The sequence below is a fragment of the Croceibacterium mercuriale genome, assembly GCF_000802385.1.
In the GTDB taxonomy this organism is placed as follows: domain Bacteria; phylum Pseudomonadota; class Alphaproteobacteria; order Sphingomonadales; family Sphingomonadaceae; genus Croceibacterium; species Croceibacterium mercuriale.
The window spans coordinates 1,300,318-1,315,388 of the sequence record NZ_JTDN01000001.1; the positions used below are offsets into that span (position 1 = coordinate 1,300,318).

14 protein-coding genes are annotated in these 15,071 nt (G+C 66.3%); 6 read left to right on the top strand and 8 right to left on the bottom strand.

The genetic code is table 11. The features are described from left to right. Positions 1-6: 6 nt before the first annotated feature. Genes PK98_RS05940 through PK98_RS05950 form a run of 3 tightly spaced genes read right to left on the bottom strand, consistent with a single transcriptional unit; the run spans position 7 to position 2,764 of the window. Positions 7-1,185, bottom strand: a complete 1,179-nt coding sequence (locus tag PK98_RS05940) for a carboxynorspermidine decarboxylase (protein ID WP_039094999.1) — start codon at positions 1,183-1,185, stop codon at positions 7-9. Next, entirely contained in the window at positions 1,185-1,553 is a 369-nt protein-coding gene (locus PK98_RS05945; RefSeq protein WP_039095001.1) for a hypothetical protein, read from the bottom strand. The genes PK98_RS05940 and PK98_RS05945 overlap by 1 nt, the downstream gene beginning before the upstream one ends. Further along, positions 1,553-2,764, bottom strand: coding sequence for a saccharopine dehydrogenase family protein (locus PK98_RS05950; RefSeq protein ID WP_039095003.1), 1,212 nt, complete (start codon positions 2,762-2,764; stop codon positions 1,553-1,555). The genes PK98_RS05945 and PK98_RS05950 overlap by 1 nt, the downstream gene beginning before the upstream one ends. A gap of 109 nt (positions 2,765-2,873) precedes the next feature. Here PK98_RS05950 and PK98_RS05955 point away from each other — a divergent pair, with 109 nt between their 5' ends. Further along, entirely contained in the window at positions 2,874-3,845 is a 972-nt protein-coding gene (locus PK98_RS05955) for a threonine ammonia-lyase (RefSeq protein WP_039095004.1), read from the top strand. Positions 3,846-3,851: 6 nt separating this feature from the next. Here the strand turns inward: PK98_RS05955 and PK98_RS05960 are convergent, their stop codons facing one another. The 3 genes from PK98_RS05960 to otsB are packed head-to-tail and all read right to left on the bottom strand — an operon-like array spanning position 3,852 to position 7,791. After that, the gene (locus PK98_RS05960) at positions 3,852-5,249 is read right to left on the bottom strand and encodes an alpha,alpha-trehalose-phosphate synthase (UDP-forming) (RefSeq protein ID WP_039095005.1); all 1,398 of its coding nucleotides are present in this window, start codon (positions 5,247-5,249) and stop codon (positions 3,852-3,854) included. After that, positions 5,246-7,051: a glycoside hydrolase family 15 protein gene (locus PK98_RS05965; protein ID WP_039095007.1), complete on the bottom strand. Its 1,806-nt coding sequence runs from the start codon at positions 7,049-7,051 to the stop codon at positions 5,246-5,248. Before PK98_RS05965 ends, PK98_RS05960 begins: the two co-directional genes overlap by 4 nt. Next, positions 7,048-7,791 carry a trehalose-phosphatase gene (otsB, locus tag PK98_RS05970; protein WP_039095009.1) on the bottom strand — a complete coding sequence of 248 codons (744 nt, stop codon included), beginning with the start codon at positions 7,789-7,791 and terminating at the stop codon, positions 7,048-7,050. Before otsB ends, PK98_RS05965 begins: the two co-directional genes overlap by 4 nt. 113 nt (positions 7,792-7,904) lie before the next feature. Between otsB and PK98_RS05975 the strand changes: the two genes are divergently transcribed. Further along, the gene (locus tag PK98_RS05975; protein ID WP_052208099.1) at positions 7,905-8,579 is read left to right on the top strand and encodes a response regulator transcription factor; all 675 of its coding nucleotides are present in this window, start codon (positions 7,905-7,907) and stop codon (positions 8,577-8,579) included. Positions 8,580-8,657: 78 nt separating this feature from the next. Here PK98_RS05975 and PK98_RS05980 read toward each other — a convergent pair whose 3' ends face one another. Beyond that, positions 8,658-11,414 carry a TonB-dependent receptor domain-containing protein gene (locus PK98_RS05980; RefSeq protein WP_039095011.1) on the bottom strand — a complete coding sequence of 919 codons (2,757 nt, stop codon included), beginning with the start codon at positions 11,412-11,414 and terminating at the stop codon, positions 8,658-8,660. 127 nt (positions 11,415-11,541) lie between these two features. Further along, positions 11,542-13,086 (bottom strand): hypothetical protein, encoded by a 1,545-nt coding sequence (locus PK98_RS05985; protein ID WP_235425409.1) that lies wholly within the window; start codon positions 13,084-13,086, stop codon positions 11,542-11,544. Positions 13,087-13,336: 250 nt separating this feature from the next. Here PK98_RS05985 and PK98_RS05990 point away from each other — a divergent pair, with 250 nt between their 5' ends. The 4 genes from PK98_RS05990 (at position 13,337) to PK98_RS06005 (ending at position 15,062) form a co-directional block, all read left to right on the top strand. Further along, the gene (locus tag PK98_RS05990; protein ID WP_039095015.1) at positions 13,337-13,717 is read left to right on the top strand and encodes a hypothetical protein; all 381 of its coding nucleotides are present in this window, start codon (positions 13,337-13,339) and stop codon (positions 13,715-13,717) included. Positions 13,718-13,877: 160 nt separating this feature from the next. Next, complete coding sequence (locus PK98_RS05995) at positions 13,878-14,468, top strand: lytic transglycosylase domain-containing protein (RefSeq protein WP_407637602.1); 591 nt, start codon at positions 13,878-13,880, stop codon at positions 14,466-14,468. Next, complete coding sequence (locus PK98_RS06000) at positions 14,465-14,779, top strand: TrbC/VirB2 family protein (RefSeq protein ID WP_200884974.1); 315 nt, start codon at positions 14,465-14,467, stop codon at positions 14,777-14,779. The genes PK98_RS05995 and PK98_RS06000 overlap by 4 nt, the downstream gene beginning before the upstream one ends. Position 14,780: 1 nt before the next feature. Beyond that, positions 14,781-15,062 (top strand): type IV secretion system protein VirB3, encoded by a 282-nt coding sequence (locus PK98_RS06005; protein ID WP_039095017.1) that lies wholly within the window; start codon positions 14,781-14,783, stop codon positions 15,060-15,062. Positions 15,063-15,071: the final 9 nt, after the last annotated feature.

Here is a 15,071-nt window from a genome sequence, read left to right on the forward strand (position 1 = left end):
TCGACCTCAGCTCAGCCGGTTGCGAAAATCCTCGTACTCGAACCGCTTGATGCATTCGAGCGCATCCGTCTCGCTGTCCCACAGCCAGATGGAGGGGAGCGGCACGCCGTTGAAGGTGGTGGTCTTCACCATCGAATAATGCGCCTGATCCAGGAAGGCGAAGCGCGCGCCGGGCTGAGCGGGCACCGGCAGGCGATAGTCGCCGATCACGTCCCCCGCCAGGCAGGACGGACCACCCAGCCTGACAGGTTCGCCCTGCACATCGCTGTCCTCGCCCAGCATGGCCGGGCGATACGGCGCCTCGATCACGTCGGGCATGTGGCAGGTCGCCGAAATGTCCGTGATCGCCAGCGGCATGGCGTTCCAGTGCGTGTCCAGCACCGTGCCCACCAGAATGCCGGCATCCAGCGCCACGGCCTCGCCCGGCTCCAGGTAGATCTCGGCACCGGTATCCTCGGCCACGTCGCGCAGGAATTCTACCAGTTCGTCGCGCTGGTAATCGGCGCGGGTGATGTGATGCCCACCGCCGAAGTTCAGCCATTTGATCTGCCCGAAATAGGGCTCCAGATGATCGAACAGCTTGTCCCAGGTCCGCTTCAGCGGCTCCAGATCCTGCTCGCACAAGGTATGCAGGTGAATGCCATCCACCATCGCCATGTGTTCTTCGGTCAGCTGGTCGATCGGCCAGCCCAGCCGGCTGTGCGGCGCACACGGATCGTAGCGGGGCACCTCGCCTTCGGCATGCAGCGGGTTCACGCGCAGGCCGATGTCGAAGTTGCCGCCACGTACCCGGGCATCATCCAGGATCAGACTGGCGCGTTCGAGCTGCGCCGGTGAGTTGAAGATCACGTGGTCGGACAGACGGCAGATCTCGGGCAGGTCCTCCGGCTTGTAGGCCGCGCAATAGGTCGCGATCTCGCCGTCATAGAACTCGGATGCCAGCCGCGCCTCCCACAGACCGGAGGTGCATACGCCGTCCAGGTACTCGCCGATGATCGGCGCGACCGACCACATGGAGAACGCCTTCAGCGCCGCCAGCACCTTGATGCCCGCAGCATCGCGCACATCCGCCAGGATCTGCAGGTTGGCGCGCAGCTTCGCCGCGTCGATGACGAATGCCGGGCTGTCCACCCGGCTCAGGTCGAATTGGGCGAAGGCGCCCGGATCACCGGCTCTGGTTTCCATCAGTCGATACAGATCCCGCCGGTCGCCCGGCCATCTTCCACCTTGGCGAAGCAGCCGAACGGCCGGTCATCCGCCTGGCACTGCCCGCTGACCTGTGTGCCACCCTGTTGCGCTGCCTCGGTGATGCAGTCGCCCGCGCACTGGTCGCCATCGGTGCAGGTCTTTCCCGCATCGGCGAAGGGCTGCACGCACAGCTCCGCCTGCATGCGCCCGCGCCGCTGCACCAGGCCGCCGCCCGCACGGCAGGCCGCTGCCGCGCTGACGGCCATGGTGGAGTTCGGGCCGACCGGAGTCGGCTCTTCCTGCGATACGGGGGCGCACGCGGCCAGGACCGCGAGGCCCGCCACGATGAGGCTGTGGCGCAGCATCAGAACTCCACCGGGCCGGCCAGCTGTTCCACGGTCCAGGGCAGGCCCTGGCTGTTCAGCATGTCCATGAACGGATCGGGATCGAACTCCTCGATGTTGAACACGCCATCGCCCTGCCATGCGCCGGTCAGCACCATCGCGCTGCCGATCATCGCCGGCACGCCGGTGGTGTAGCTGACCGCCTGGTTGCCGGTCTCGGCAAAGGCGTCCTCATGGTCACAGATGTTCTTGATGTAGAAGGTCTGCTCGCCGGAGCCGTCCAGCGCCTCGCCGGTGGCAATCACGCCGATATTGGTCTTGCCCTTGGTCGTGGACCCCAGGCTGGAAGGCTCCGGCAGCACGGCCTTCAGGAACTGGAGCGGCACGATCGGACGCCCTTCGTACATGACTGGATCGATCCGCGTCATGCCGACATTCTGCAGAACCGTCAGATGCTTGATGTACTCGTCCCCGAAGGTCATCCAGAACCGCGCGCGCTCCAGCTCCGGCACGAACCTGGCGAGGCTTTCCAGCTCCTCATGGTACATCAGGTACATGTTCCTGGGGCCCACGCCCTCGAAATCGAAGCCCTGCTTCACGCTCATCGCAGGCGTCTCGACCCACTGGCCGTTCTCCCAGTGGCGGGCCGGCGCGGTCACTTCGCGGATGTTGATTTCGGGATTGAAGTTGGTGGCGAAGCTCTGGCCGTGGTCGCCACCGTTGCAGTCCAGGATGTCCAGCCGGCGGATGGTCTTCAGCTTGTGCTTCTTCAGCCACATGGTGAACACGCTGGTGACGCCGGGGTCGAACCCGCTGCCCAGCAGCGCCATGATCGCGGCATCCTTGAAGCGGTCGTGATAGGCCCACTGCCAGTGATATTCGAACTTGGCCTGATCCTTGGGCTCGTAATTGGCCGTGTCCAGGTAATCGACGCCCGCTTCCAGGCAGGCATCCATGATCGGCAGGTCCTGGTACGGGAGCGCCAGATTGACGACCAGCTTCGGCTGCACGCGGCGGATCAGATTGACCATCGCCGGCACTTCTTCCGCATCGATCTCGTACGTGGCGACATTCTGCCCTGTGCGTTCCTGCACGCTGGCAGCGATGGCATCACACTTGGACTTCGTGCGGCTGGCCAGATGGATGTCGCCGAAGATGGCCGGGTTCATCGCCATCTTGTGGACCGCGACCGAACTCACCCCACCCGCGCCGATCACCAGGATAGTGGACATGGAAACTCCCATCTCGAAAATGCATGTTCACGCGCCTAACGCTTGTGCCGGGTTGCCGGTGCCAGCGCGCTGATGGCGCCCGTTTAGGGAAAAGCGCAGGAGGAGCAAGATGAGTGTCGCGCCGGTCAGAACTCCGACACGGGACGGCGTGCTGCGCGCGGCACGCAAGATCGCGGCGATCCTGCCGCCCACCCCGCTGCTGCCCGTCACCATCCATGGCCATCAGGTCTGGGCCAAGGCGGAATGCCTTCAGCCGATCGGCGTGTTCAAGATCCGCGGTGCGTGGCATCGCCTGTCCGACCTGAGCGAGGAGGAACGCGCGCGCGGCGTCGTGGGCGTGTCCAGCGGCAACCATGCGCAGGGCGTCGCCTGGGCGGCCCGGCGACTGGGCATGCAGGCGGCGATCGTCATGCCGGCCGATGCGCCACGGGTGAAGCTGGCCCGCGTGGCGGAGCTTGGCGCCGAGGTCGTCACCTATGACCGCGCATCCCAGGATCGGGACACCATCTCGCAGGCACTGGCGGCGAAGCGGGGCGCAACGCTGGTCCATGCCTTCGGCGATCCCTGGGTGATCGAAGGTCAGGGCAGCGCCGGCGTGGAACTCGACGCGCAGATGGCGGCGCTGGCCGGCGGCGCACCGACCCGGATCATCACGCCCAGCGGCGGTGGCGGTCTGGCGGCAGGATTGGCACTGGCCTGTCCGGCGGCGGAGATCGTGGCGGTGGAGCCGGCCGGCTGGGACGATGTCGGGCGCAGCCTTGCGACTGGCACGATCCAGCGTGTCGCTGCGGATGCGCCGCAGACCGCCTGCGATGCGCTGCAAACGCCGGCGACCTGGCCGGTCAACTTTGCCGTGCTGCATGGCCGGGTGAGTGCCGTGACGGTCAGCGAGGAAGAGGTGCGCACCGCACAGCGGTTCGCCTTCGCGGAGTTGCGACTGGTGCTGGAACCCGGCGGTGCCGTCGCGCTGGCCGCGGCGCTGGCCGGCCGGGTGCCGCTGGACGGCCACACTGCCCTGATCCTGTCAGGCGGCAACACCGATGCAGTCAGCTTCGCGCAGGTCCTGACTGATGGAGAGTGACGAGGATCAGCCTACGGCAGGTTCAGTCGTCCCTTCCAGGTCGGTGATGAAATTGTCGGTCCAGCGCAGCACATTGTCATCGCGGACGGTGACGATCAGCTGTTCCCATCTGGCCTTGCGCTCCGCCAGTGACATGTCGAGCGCCAGACGGATATTGTGCGCCACATCGTCGGGACTGTACGGGTTGACCAGCAGCGCCTCGCCCATCTGCAACGCCGCACCGGCAAAGCGGGACAGCACCAGCACACCCGGATCTTCCGGATCCTGCGCGGCGACATATTCCTTCGCCACCAGGTTCATGCCGTCACGCAGGGGCGTCACCAGCCCGATCTTGGCGGCGCGGTAGAACCCGAACAGCTCCGCCATGCTGTAACCACGGTTGACGTAGCGGATGGGCACCAGGTCGACATCGCTGCGCGCACCGTTGATCTGCCCGGTCTTCTGTTCAAGCATCGTGCGGATCTTCTGGTAGGATCCGATATCTTCCCGGCTCGGCGGCGCGATCTGGATGAACAGCAGGTCCTTCACCCGGTCAGGGTAGGTGTCGAAGAACCGGCCGATCCCGTCCATCCGCTCCGGCAGGCCCTTGGAATAATCCAGCCGGTCCACGCCGATCATCGCTGTCCGGGTGCGGGAACTGTCGCACAGGCGGCGGTAGGCGGTCTTGGCCGCGATGGTCTGCCCTTGCGCGACGAAGTGGTCGTAGTCGACTCCGATGGGGTAGGCCTTGGCCACTGTCTTCCGCCCGTCCAGCTCCACCACGCAATCTTCGTGGTCGACGGTCGCGCCCAGCTCCCGCTCGCAATAATGCAGGAAGCTTTCCAGCCATTCCGTGGTCTGGAAACCGATCAGGTCATAATGCAGCATCGCCCGGACCAGCCGCTGGTGGAACGGCAGGGAGACGAACAGGCGGGTTGGCGGCCAGGGGATATGCAGGAAGAAACCGATCCGGTTCTTCACCCCGCGCGACCGCAGCCGCTCCCCCAGCGGCATCAGGTGGTAATCATGCACCCACACCGTGTCTTCGGGCTCGATCAGCGGCAGCACGCTCTGGGCGAAGCGCTCGTTTACCCGCTCGTAGCCCCGGCCGAATTCCTGTTCGTATTCGGTCAGGTCGATGCGGTAATGGAACAGCGGCCACAGCGTCGAATTGGCGTAGCCGTTATAGTACTCCTCGACATCCGCCTGCTCCAGATCGATCGTGGCGGTGGTGACGCCTTCCGACCGCTGCACGTTGATGTTGCCGGTGAAGGTGTCCGTCTCCTGGCCGGACCAGCCGAACCAGATGCCACCGTTCTGCTTAAGCGCAGAATTCAGCGCGCCGGCCAGTCCGCCCTGCGCCCCGGCCGCCCCCCGTGCCTTGGGGACTGCGACGCGGTTCGAAATGACGACAAGACGGCTCAACGGACAGTGTTCCAGTTCTTTGATAACAGACCAGCACAATTGATCACTCCGACCAGCGAATAGGTCTGCGGGAAGTTCCCCCACAGCTCCCCGGTCACGAAGTCCATATCTTCGGACAGCAGCCCCGACCTGGTGCGATGACCCAGCATGGCGACGAACAGCTCCCGCGCCTCCTGGTGCCGACCCATCCGCGCCAGCGCATCGATCAGCCAGAAGGTACAGATGTTGAAGGCAGTCTCGGGCGGGCCGAAATCGTCCTCCTTCTGGTACCGCAGCATGTGCTCGCCCCGGCGCAGGTCGCGCTCCACCGCGTCGATCGTGCTGGCGAAGCGCGGATCGTCCGGTTCCAGGAAGCGCAGCTCCAGCATCTGCAGCAGGCTGGCGTCCAGGTACTCGCTCTCGAAGCTGGCCTTGTAGAAACCATCCCGCTCGTCCGTGTCGGGAACCCAGGCATCGCGGTCGATCCGCGCACGGACGGCATCCGCCCGGTCATGCCAGAACCCGGCTCGATCCGGCTTGCCCAGCCGCTCCGCCACATTGCGCAGGCGATCACAGGCGGCCCAGCACATCACGGCGGAGTAGGTGTGAACCTCCTCCCGGGTGCGGAACTCCCACAGGCCGGCATCGGGCTGGTCATGCATCCGCCACGCCATCTCGCCCACCTGCTCCAGCCGGGCAAAGTCGCGCTCGTCCGCCATGCGCAGCAATCGCCGGTCGAAGAACGCCTGCACCGTGGGCAGCACGATCTGGCCGTAGCAATCGTGCTGCACCTGCCGGAAGGCGGCATTGCCGATCCGCACCGGCCCCATCCCACGATAGCCCGACAGGTCCGGCGCGATGCTCTCCGTCAGCTCGGCCGCGCCCATCACCGAATACAGCGGCTGGATCCGCCCGCCCTGCGCATCGTCCACGATGTTGCGCAGATAGCCGAGATACTTCTCCAGCACGTCCAGCGCGCCCAGCCGGTTAAGCGCTTGCACCGTGTAGTAGGAATCGCGGATCCAGCAGAACCGGTAGTCCCAGTTGCGCTGCGATCCCGGTGCCTCCGGGATGGAGGTGGTCAGCGCGGCGACGATCGCGCCGGTCTCCTCGTGCTGGCACAGCTTCAGCGTGATGGCACAGCGGATGACCTCGTCCTGCCATTCGAGCGGGGTGGCCAGCCCGCGCACCCACAGGCGCCAGTACTTGCGCGTCAGTTCTTCCATGTTGCGCAACTCGGCGCGCAGATTGCCGACGAACGGCTCGTCAGGCCCCAGGAAGAAGTGCTGGTCGCTTTCCACGCGGTACGTCTTGCCCGCCAGTACATAGCCAATCGGCGCGTCGGTCGACAGCCGCATGGCCTCGTCACCCAGCAGATACCGGATATGATTGCTGCCATTGGTGGTGCGTGGTTCTGCCGACCCGTGGCTGTGCAGCGGCGCCAGCTTGATCTTCAACCGCGGCACGCCCGCGACCGGCCGCACGATGCGGGTGAAGGCGACCGGGCGATACATGCGCCCGGACCGTTCGAACCGCGGGCAAAAGTCGGTGATCTCTACCGCGCTGCCATCCGCCGCCTCCAGCCGGGTGACCAGGATGGGGGTGTTGCGCTCGTAGCTCTGGCTGGCGCGCACCTGCCCTTCCAGCTCGAACCGCCAGACGCCCTGGTCCGGCCTGTCGCCGTGCAGCAGCGCGCAGAACACCGGGTCGCCGTCGACGCGCGGAATGCAGCCCCATACCAGGCCGGCCCGCTCGTCGATCATGCCGGACACCTGGCAATTGCCGACCGGCCATAATTCAAGGTTCGCGCCGCTGTCGCTCACAGGCCGAGCCAGTCGTGCACGGCGGCCGCATCGGGCAACTGGTAGCGGGCCCGGGTCGGGGTGCGATCGCCGACCAGGATGCCGAAGCCGCCCAGTTCATCCGCGGCGCGGAAGCCATCCTCGTCGGTGACGTCGTCGCCAACGAAGATCGGCATGGCCCCGGCGAACGGCGCCACCTGCATGAAGGCGCGCACCGCCCCTTCCTTGCTGACGCCGGGCCGCACCAGCTCGATCACGCTCTTGCCGCGCTTAACCTCCAGCTGGTGCCGGCCGGCCAGATCCTGCGCAAAGGCGAGGCCCGCCGGCTCAAGCGAAGGATCGCTGCGGTAATGCAGTGCGGCGCCATGGGGCTTCTGCTCCAGCGCGAAGCCACCGGCGGCGGCGAAATCGCGCAAGGCCTGCGTCGCATCGTCCGGCAAGGGCGCCGGCACTTCGCCCAGCAGCGATCCGTCGGCCAGTTCGCGCGCGATGCCGTGCGATCCGGCACGCGCCACGCGCAAGGAGCCGAGATGCCGCTGCAGGTCCGGGATCGCCCGCCCGCTGACAAGCGCCACGCGGTGATCCAGGCGCTCGCTCAGCGTGGCAAGATCGTCGGCCAGAGTCGTGCCCACGCTGATGCTGTCGGGCGTTGGCGCCAGGTCGACCAGCGTGCCGTCGAAATCCAGGAACAGCGCGAACGGCCCTTCCTGGCTCAGGTCAGGCAGGCGGGGCGGCGGCGGCAGGGTGGCATGTTCGAACATAATGATTGTGTAGACACGCTTGGCCCGGGGTCAACCGCAGCGCCGCAGGGGTGGCGTCACAGACCGGTCACACCACTGCTGCAACGAAGCCACGATCCAGCGACGGGGCACCCATGGGCAGACAGGTCAGCATCTTCAGCACAGATACCGCAAGCGCGGGCTATCCGCCCTTCGCGCACGGGGAAACGACCTACCGCTTCCACGCGCTCGGCTCGACCGCGCCGGCCGGGCTGATCGACGGCACGGTATGGCTGTTCGTCGACTGGCTGCTGCCCGACCTGTCCGGCCTGGAACTGTGCCGGCGATTGCGGGCCGATCCGCGCCTGCAGACGGCGCATGTCACGATGCTGCTGGAAGAGGACAGCCTGGAGGACCGGCGTCGCGCGCTGGCGGCGGGGGCGGACGATTACGCCGTGGGACCGCTGGGCCGTCAGGCCATGCTGGACCGGGTGCTCGCGCTCCAGACCGGGCCGGCGGCGATCCCGCAGCAGCAGCTCAGCCTGGGCGACCTGCAGATCAACGTCGCCGGGCAGCAGGCCACCTGGCAGGGCCGGCTGATCCCGTTGCGACCGAACGAGTTCCGCGTCCTGCGCTTCATGGTCGAACACCCGAACCGTGTTCTCGCGCGGGAGGAACTGGTGACCGCACTGGGCAAGGCCGGGGACCCCGATTACCTGCGCACCGTCGATGTCTGGATCAAGCGCCTGCGGTTCGGTCTGAAGGTCGCCGGCGCGCAAAGCCTGCTGCGCACCGTCCACGGCCGCGGCTACGTGCTCGACCTGATCTGACGAACAGCCGCACCCGGCTCATGCAGAGCGCGGCGCGGCCGGGACAGTCGGCATGCCGGTCACCCGGCATGCCTGACATCAGAAGGTGAAGGACAGCGACCCGCCGAAGCTGGTGCCGATGTCATAGGTGTTGATCTCGATCCGCCGGGTTCCATTGTCCTGGAACTCCTGATGGCTCTGACCGAAGAGGTTGCGCGCCTCCAGCTTCAGTTCGGCATCCACGCCGCCCAGGTCGATGCCCTGGCGGAACACGATGTCGAACCGCGCGCCGGGCTCCTCGATGATATCCGGCAGATCGCTGAAGCCGCGGCTGACCACGCGCTCGCTGCCGTAGGACAGCAGGAAGGTCAGCTGCTGCAGCCGCTCCGTATCTTCCAGCCCCAGCTGCAGATTGACCAGGTGATCCGACTGGCCGGTCAGCGGCACGTCGGGGCGGAAGAACAGCGTCGCATCGTCGGTACCGAAGCCGAACACCGCGGTGGTATCGCCTTCCTGCACCTTGATGGACGATTGCGTGTAGGTGTAGTTCGCGACGACCAGCAGCTGCTTGGTGGTGAACAGGCTGCCCAGCGCCTCCAGGTCGTAACGATACTCGAACTCCGCCTCGCCGCCATACAGCTCGGCCGAAGGGGCGTTGGCGAAGCTGGTCACGACGCGGCCATCCTCGAACGTCGCGAAGGCTTCGATCGGCCGATCGATCTTCTTGTAGAAACCGGCCAGCAGCGCGCGCGTCCCACCACCGGGGTAGTATTCCAGCCGGGCTTCCAGGTTCAGCAGCTCGCTGTCGGTCAGCAGCGGGTTGCCGCGGAAGGTGCGGGTGGTCTCCGGATCCTGGTACGGCTGGAAGATCAGCTCGCGGAACTGCGGACGGGCAATCGTCTTCGAGGCGCTGAGACGGGCCTGCAGACCGGCGTCGATCTCGTAGGTCAGCGTCGCCGCCGGCAGGAAGTAGTCGTTGTTCAGCGCAGTGGACGCGCCGATATCCGGCGGCGGGCTGGCGTACACGCCGAGGTCCGGCTCGACCGTCTGCCGCGCATCCTCGTACCGGACACCCACGTCGAAGGTCAGCGCATCGAACAGGTTGCCGCGTGCCATCAGGTAGCCGGCATGGACCTCCAGCTCGGCGTTGAAGGCCGGGGCGGCGCTGGTCGTCTCGTCCAGCAGCAGCTGGTAGCGCATGGCGGGATCGGTGTTCTGGGCAGACTCACCGAAGTCGATCACGTCATCGCTCAGCAGGCCACCCGGCTGCAGCAGGCTGAAAGCCGCCGGGAAGGAACCGTTGGCGCGGATGCGGAACTCGCGCCGGGAGGACGCCCGGTCCGTCTTGGTGTAGGCGTAACCACCCGTGACGGTGATGCCGTCCAGCACCGGATAGGACAGGTCCAGCCCGCCGTGGTAGACATTTTCCGTCAGGTCGGAGAACACCACCGAGGCGTTGCTGCGCTGCCCGTCCAGCGTGTTCTGCCACAGGCCTTCGTACAGGTTGTTCTCGTCCTGGCTCATGAAGTACTGGATCGAGTATTCGAACGGCGCCTCGCGCTGTGTCTGCGCATAGCCTGCGCGGACATCCACCTCGAAGTCCCCGAACTCCATCTCGCCGACGAACTGGGAGTCGAACAGCTGGCGTTCGAACCACGACGTGTCGTTGTCGATCTCGCGGTTGCCGCTGTCGAAGTTGGTGCCGAAGCCCAGCACCGTCTGCTTCAGGGTGTCGCGGATGAACAGGTTGGTGAAGCGGAACCGGTGATCGCCGATCTCCAGCCCCAGGCCCAGCAGGCCGTTCACCAGCACGCGGTTGTCGGTGGTGTAGTTGAGCGACGTGCTGTTCAGCACCAGATCGCCGCTACCGGAAGCGTCGCTCTGGATCAGTCGGTTGCGCCAGCGATTGCTGATGCCGGCCGTCGCGATGATGCCCAGGCGACCATCGCCGACATCGATGCCGGTGCCGGCCGTGAGGGTGCCGGAGAAATTGACCGGCAGCCGATCCAGCCGCTGAATGGTCATCATCTGAGGGTTCGTGATATCCTTGATGATGTCACGCACCGCGCCCCGGTCGGTGATGCTTTCCAGCTGCTGGCCACCGTCGAAGAACGCCTGCAAGGCCGGCGGCACGTCACGCGTGCCATCATCGAACCCGGTCCAGTCGCTGTCCGCACCAAAATACGAATAGCCGACCTGGCCGGTCGTCTCGGTATCGCCGCTGATCCCGGTGCCGACGGTGATGAAGGTCCGGTCGGGCACGGCGGAAGTGGTGAGATTGATCACGCCGCCACCGAACTCGCCCGGGAAGTTGGCGGAATAGGTCTTCTGCACCAGCGAGGATGCGACCACGCTGGTCGGGAAGATGTCCAGCGGCACCACGCGGCTGAGCGGTTCCGGGCTCGGCAGCGGCAGCCCGTTGAGCAGCGCGAGGGAGTAACGGTCGCCCAGGCCACGCACGAATACCAGGCCATTGCCCTGCACGGACAGGCCGGTGACGCGGCCGAGCGCGCCGGCGATGTCGCCCTCACCCGTCCGCGCAATCTGTTCGGCCGACAGGACCGACAGCACCTGCGTGGCGTTGCGCTGCGGATCGCGGCTGACACGGCCGGTCACGATGATCTCGCCGCCGGGAATGGAGACCTGCGCATCGGCGGCCCCGTCCGGTGCAGTGCTGTCCGGCCCTGGTGCGGCGGTGTCGGCGTTATCCGCGTCCTGCGGCACCTGGCCGACGGACGCGGTGCCGGGAATGCCGGCCCCCGCATCGCCGGTCGTGCCTTGCGCGAACACGACACCCGGCACGGTGAGCCCGGTGGAAAGCAGGAGCAGCCCTGCAAGCTGCTTGCCAGTGGTCATCGTACCGACCCCCTCAATGGTCTGTGCATCTCAGAAAATTACGGGGCCGCAGCCCCGCCATAGCGCCGTTGGCGGGCACGGCCGGCCGCCATCTGCGACCCGCCGTGCCCGCCATGTCAGCCGTGCCTTATGTGGCCGGGTAGACGGGCAGGCTGGTGCAGGCCCCGCTGTTGTTCGCACCGAAGCTGGCCGTCGCCGAGTTGCAGGTCCAGCCGGCATACCAGGTGTCGCTGGCGTCGCGGACGGCGCCGACATAGTTGGTGGTGTCGAAGAAGCTGCTCAGAGCCTGCGGGTTCGATGCGACCAGCGCGCTTTCGTTCGCACCATTGACGAACAGGTTCGTCAGCGTGGACGTGTAGTTGGCATTGTTGTTCGGGCCGCTGGTGAAGATGCCCTGCACCTGCGCCGCCGTCACGTCGTTGGTGCCGATGAACGGCGAGGCGCCGCCGCACTGGAACGCCACCGACCGGAAGATCGGCGGGCCGGCCTCGTCCGTGCCGGCATTAGCGGCGGCGATGGTCTCGGCATGCTGCACGCGCAGGCACTCGTCGTTGCGGCTGACCAGCAGACCGTTCACGAACGCGAAGTCCGCGCCGCCCCGCAGGCGGAGCATCGCCTGCCCGTCCGCCGCCGGAGCACCGGCGATGAAGGTGAAATTGGCGATGCGGGCATTGGTGCGCGGCGTGGAGTCACGCAGATTGTCCGAGTCGCCTTCCAGGATCGTGTCATGCGTGTTCGTGTTCTGCGCCACGATCACATATTGCAGGTTGGCCTTCACACCGGTGTCGACATCCAGCGCATCATCTTCCGGACCGACCACGATCAGGTGCTTCATGTTCACGTAGCCGCCGAAGAACTCGACGCCGTCATCCGAGCTGTTGAAGCTCATGATGTGGTCCATCTGCGTGCCGCTGCCGGTACCGCCGGTGGTCAGCGACTGCAGTTCGCTGTTGCCGGACAGGACGAAGCCGGAATAGCGGATCTGGACGTAGCTGAGCCGGCCCGAATTGTCGTTGTTGGTCACGCCGCCGAAGAAGGCCGGCGTCGCCGCGCCTTCCACCTGACGCTCGCACGCCACGGTGCCGGGGGTTGCGGCCGGTGCCGCGCAGTCGGTGACCTGCGCACGGCCGCTCAGCACCACGCCGCCCCACTGGCCGGACGAGGTGTCGCTGTTCAGGCCCAGCACGTTGTCGCGGCTGGTAAAGATGATCGGCCGCTGGGCCGTGCCGACCGCATTGATGCGATTGCCGCGGTTGACGTTCAGGAAGGACGCACCGCTGGCAAAGACGATAGCGCCCGGATCGATCGTCAGGACGACATTGGTATCGGCGGCGCTGGCGGTCGGCCCGCCATCAGTGCCGACATCGACGCGGCCGTTCATGCGGTACAGCACGCCACGCAGGTTGGGCAGCGTGGCGGAACGGGTGAAGCGCGCGGGCATGGTGCAGACGCGATAGGTGCCGGTCGGCCCGGTGATCACGCCGTCATCGGCCAGACCCGCGGCGTCCGCGATGGTCGGGCAGCCGGATGCCGGCTGGACCAGCGCAGGGGCAGTCGGCGCCGGCGTCGGTGCCGGGCTCGGCGCAGGCGTCGGGGCCGGGTTGTTGATCGTGATGTTGCCGCCGGTCCCGGGGGAAGCGATTTCGTCAGGTCCGCAAGCAGAAAGCGCCAACAGGCTGCAGCCAATTGCAAGCGAACGGGTCAGGTAGGTCACAGCACATCCCCCATGTGTAGGCGAGAATCAGATCGGGCGATCAGCGTCGCTGAGCCGCGCCTACGACCATGCTGTGACAGTTTCTTTGCAATGCAGCATCGCATCATGCTGCAGAGGAAATTACAGTTCTGTGACACTATGACAGTTTGATTGCATTTAGATGCGTGCGGCGTAGCATCCCGGTCAGAACGATAATCGGAGAGAGCCCATGTCCCTGATCCCCTTCCTTGCCGCCGCCGTGATGGTCGGCCAGCCGATCACTTCCATCCCCGGCCCTGACATCAGGGTCACCGAACTGCGCGACGTCGCGTACGAGGAACTCGCCACCGGCCAGACCGTGGCGGCGCTTGACGTGATCCAGGCCGAACTGACGACGCGTCCGGGCGACCCTGCCTTGCTGATCAATCTGGGCAGCACCTACCTGCGCCTCGGCCGGGCCGCCGAGGCACAGGCAGCGTTCGCAGCGGCGGAGGGCAGCAGCACCCGGTACGATCTGGAACTGGCGGATGGCCGTTGGGTGGACTCGCGCCGTGCCGCCCGGCTGGCGCAGGCCGACCTTGCGACCCGCCCGATGCTGGCGCTTCGGTGACATCACGCGACCGGATAGCCAACGGGCCATCCGGTTCTACCCCGATGATTTGCATGCTCACGCAGGCGGTTGTGTCACGCCGCTGTCATCTGGCATACGCATTGGCGCGCTTTCTGGAGCACCAATGATTCTGCGCGCTGCACTATTTGCCACGGCAACCATGCTGATGACCGCCAGCATCCCCGCACATGCCGATGTGCTGGAGATCGGCGCACACGGCGAAGCCGTGTGGCTCACCGGCGTACCCGAACAGGTCCTCGCGGTCGGCGAGGCGCTGCCGCTCGCCGAGATACCACTGGAAGCTGCCATTGTTCCCGATCACGCGGTGGCGATGCTCGCCGCACAGGCCGGCACCGTGCCGCAACTCTACGCCGCCAAGGTCGCCGAACTTGCCGACCGCTACGATCTCAGCCCGGCATTGATCGAGGCGCTGGTCTGGCAGGAAAGCCGCTGGCGCGCCGATGCCCGCTCGCCGGTCGGCGCGCGCGGCCTGGCCCAGTTGATGCCGGGCACCGCGCGCTACCTGGGCGTGAATCCTGACGACCCGTTCGCCAACCTTGAAGGTGGCGCCCGATACCTGCGCGAACAGATCGACCGCTTCGGTGGCGACATCGAACGTGCGCTGGCCGCCTACAATGCCGGGCCCGGCCGGGTAGAGCGCGCCGGCGGCATCCCCCGCATCCGCGAGACGCAAGGCTACGTATCTGCCATAATGAGCCGTCTCAGCGACCATTCCCGGAGTGAGCCTTGATCTACCGCACCCCTTCCCGCCTGCTCGCCACGCTGCTCGCGCTGTTCGTTCCCGTCGCGGCGCAGGCCCAGACGGCCGCCGATCCGCAGGGGTCCGGCCCGATCGTCGCCGCGCTGTCGTGGATGCAGGGCACGTTGCTGGGCAATGTCGCCACGGCGGTGGCGGTGATGGCGGTGGCCGCGGTCGGCTTCATGATGCTGACCGGGCGCATGAACTGGCGCTTCGGCGCGACCGTGATCATCGGCTGCTTTATCCTGTTCGGCGCTGCCAGCATCGTCAGCGGCATCCAGTCCGCCGCGGCAGTGGGCTGACATGGACCTCGTCCGCCATCCCGTGCACCGCGCACTGACGCGGCCGCAGATGTTCGCGGGCGTGACCTACAACTACTTCATCATCAACGCCGCCGTCACGACGGAGCTGTTCCTGATCACGGGCAGCTTCCTGGCCTTGCCGGTGGCGTTGCTGATCCATCTGGTGGGCTACTTCGCCTGCCTGCGCGAACCGCGGATCTTCGATCTGTGGCTGACCAAGGTCAGCAAATGTCCGCGCGTCAAGAACTGGAAGCATTGGGGCTGCAACAGCTACACCCCATGACCGTCGCAC

Bases quoted from the DNA above. Each gene is read 5' to 3' on its own strand.
- PK98_RS05950 (WP_039095003.1), bottom strand. From the start codon at position 2,764: ATGTCCACTATCCTGGTGATCGGCGCGGGTGGGGTGAGTTCGGTCGCG.
- PK98_RS05975 (WP_052208099.1), top strand. From the start codon at position 7,905: ATGGGCAGACAGGTCAGCATCTTCAGCACAGATACCGCAAGCGCGGGC.
- PK98_RS05955 (WP_039095004.1), top strand. From the start codon at position 2,874: ATGAGTGTCGCGCCGGTCAGAACTCCGACACGGGACGGCGTGCTGCGC.
- PK98_RS05980 (WP_039095011.1), bottom strand. From the start codon at position 11,414: ATGACCACTGGCAAGCAGCTTGCAGGGCTGCTCCTGCTTTCCACCGGG.
- PK98_RS05995 (WP_407637602.1), top strand. From the start codon at position 13,878: ATGCTGATGACCGCCAGCATCCCCGCACATGCCGATGTGCTGGAGATC.
- otsB (WP_039095009.1), bottom strand. From the start codon at position 7,791: ATGTTCGAACATGCCACCCTGCCGCCGCCGCCCCGCCTGCCTGACCTG.
- PK98_RS05940 (WP_039094999.1), bottom strand. From the start codon at position 1,185: ATGGAAACCAGAGCCGGTGATCCGGGCGCCTTCGCCCAATTCGACCTG.
- PK98_RS05945 (WP_039095001.1), bottom strand. From the start codon at position 1,553: ATGCTGCGCCACAGCCTCATCGTGGCGGGCCTCGCGGTCCTGGCCGCG.
- PK98_RS06005 (WP_039095017.1), top strand. From the start codon at position 14,781: ATGGACCTCGTCCGCCATCCCGTGCACCGCGCACTGACGCGGCCGCAG.
- PK98_RS05990 (WP_039095015.1), top strand. From the start codon at position 13,337: ATGTCCCTGATCCCCTTCCTTGCCGCCGCCGTGATGGTCGGCCAGCCG.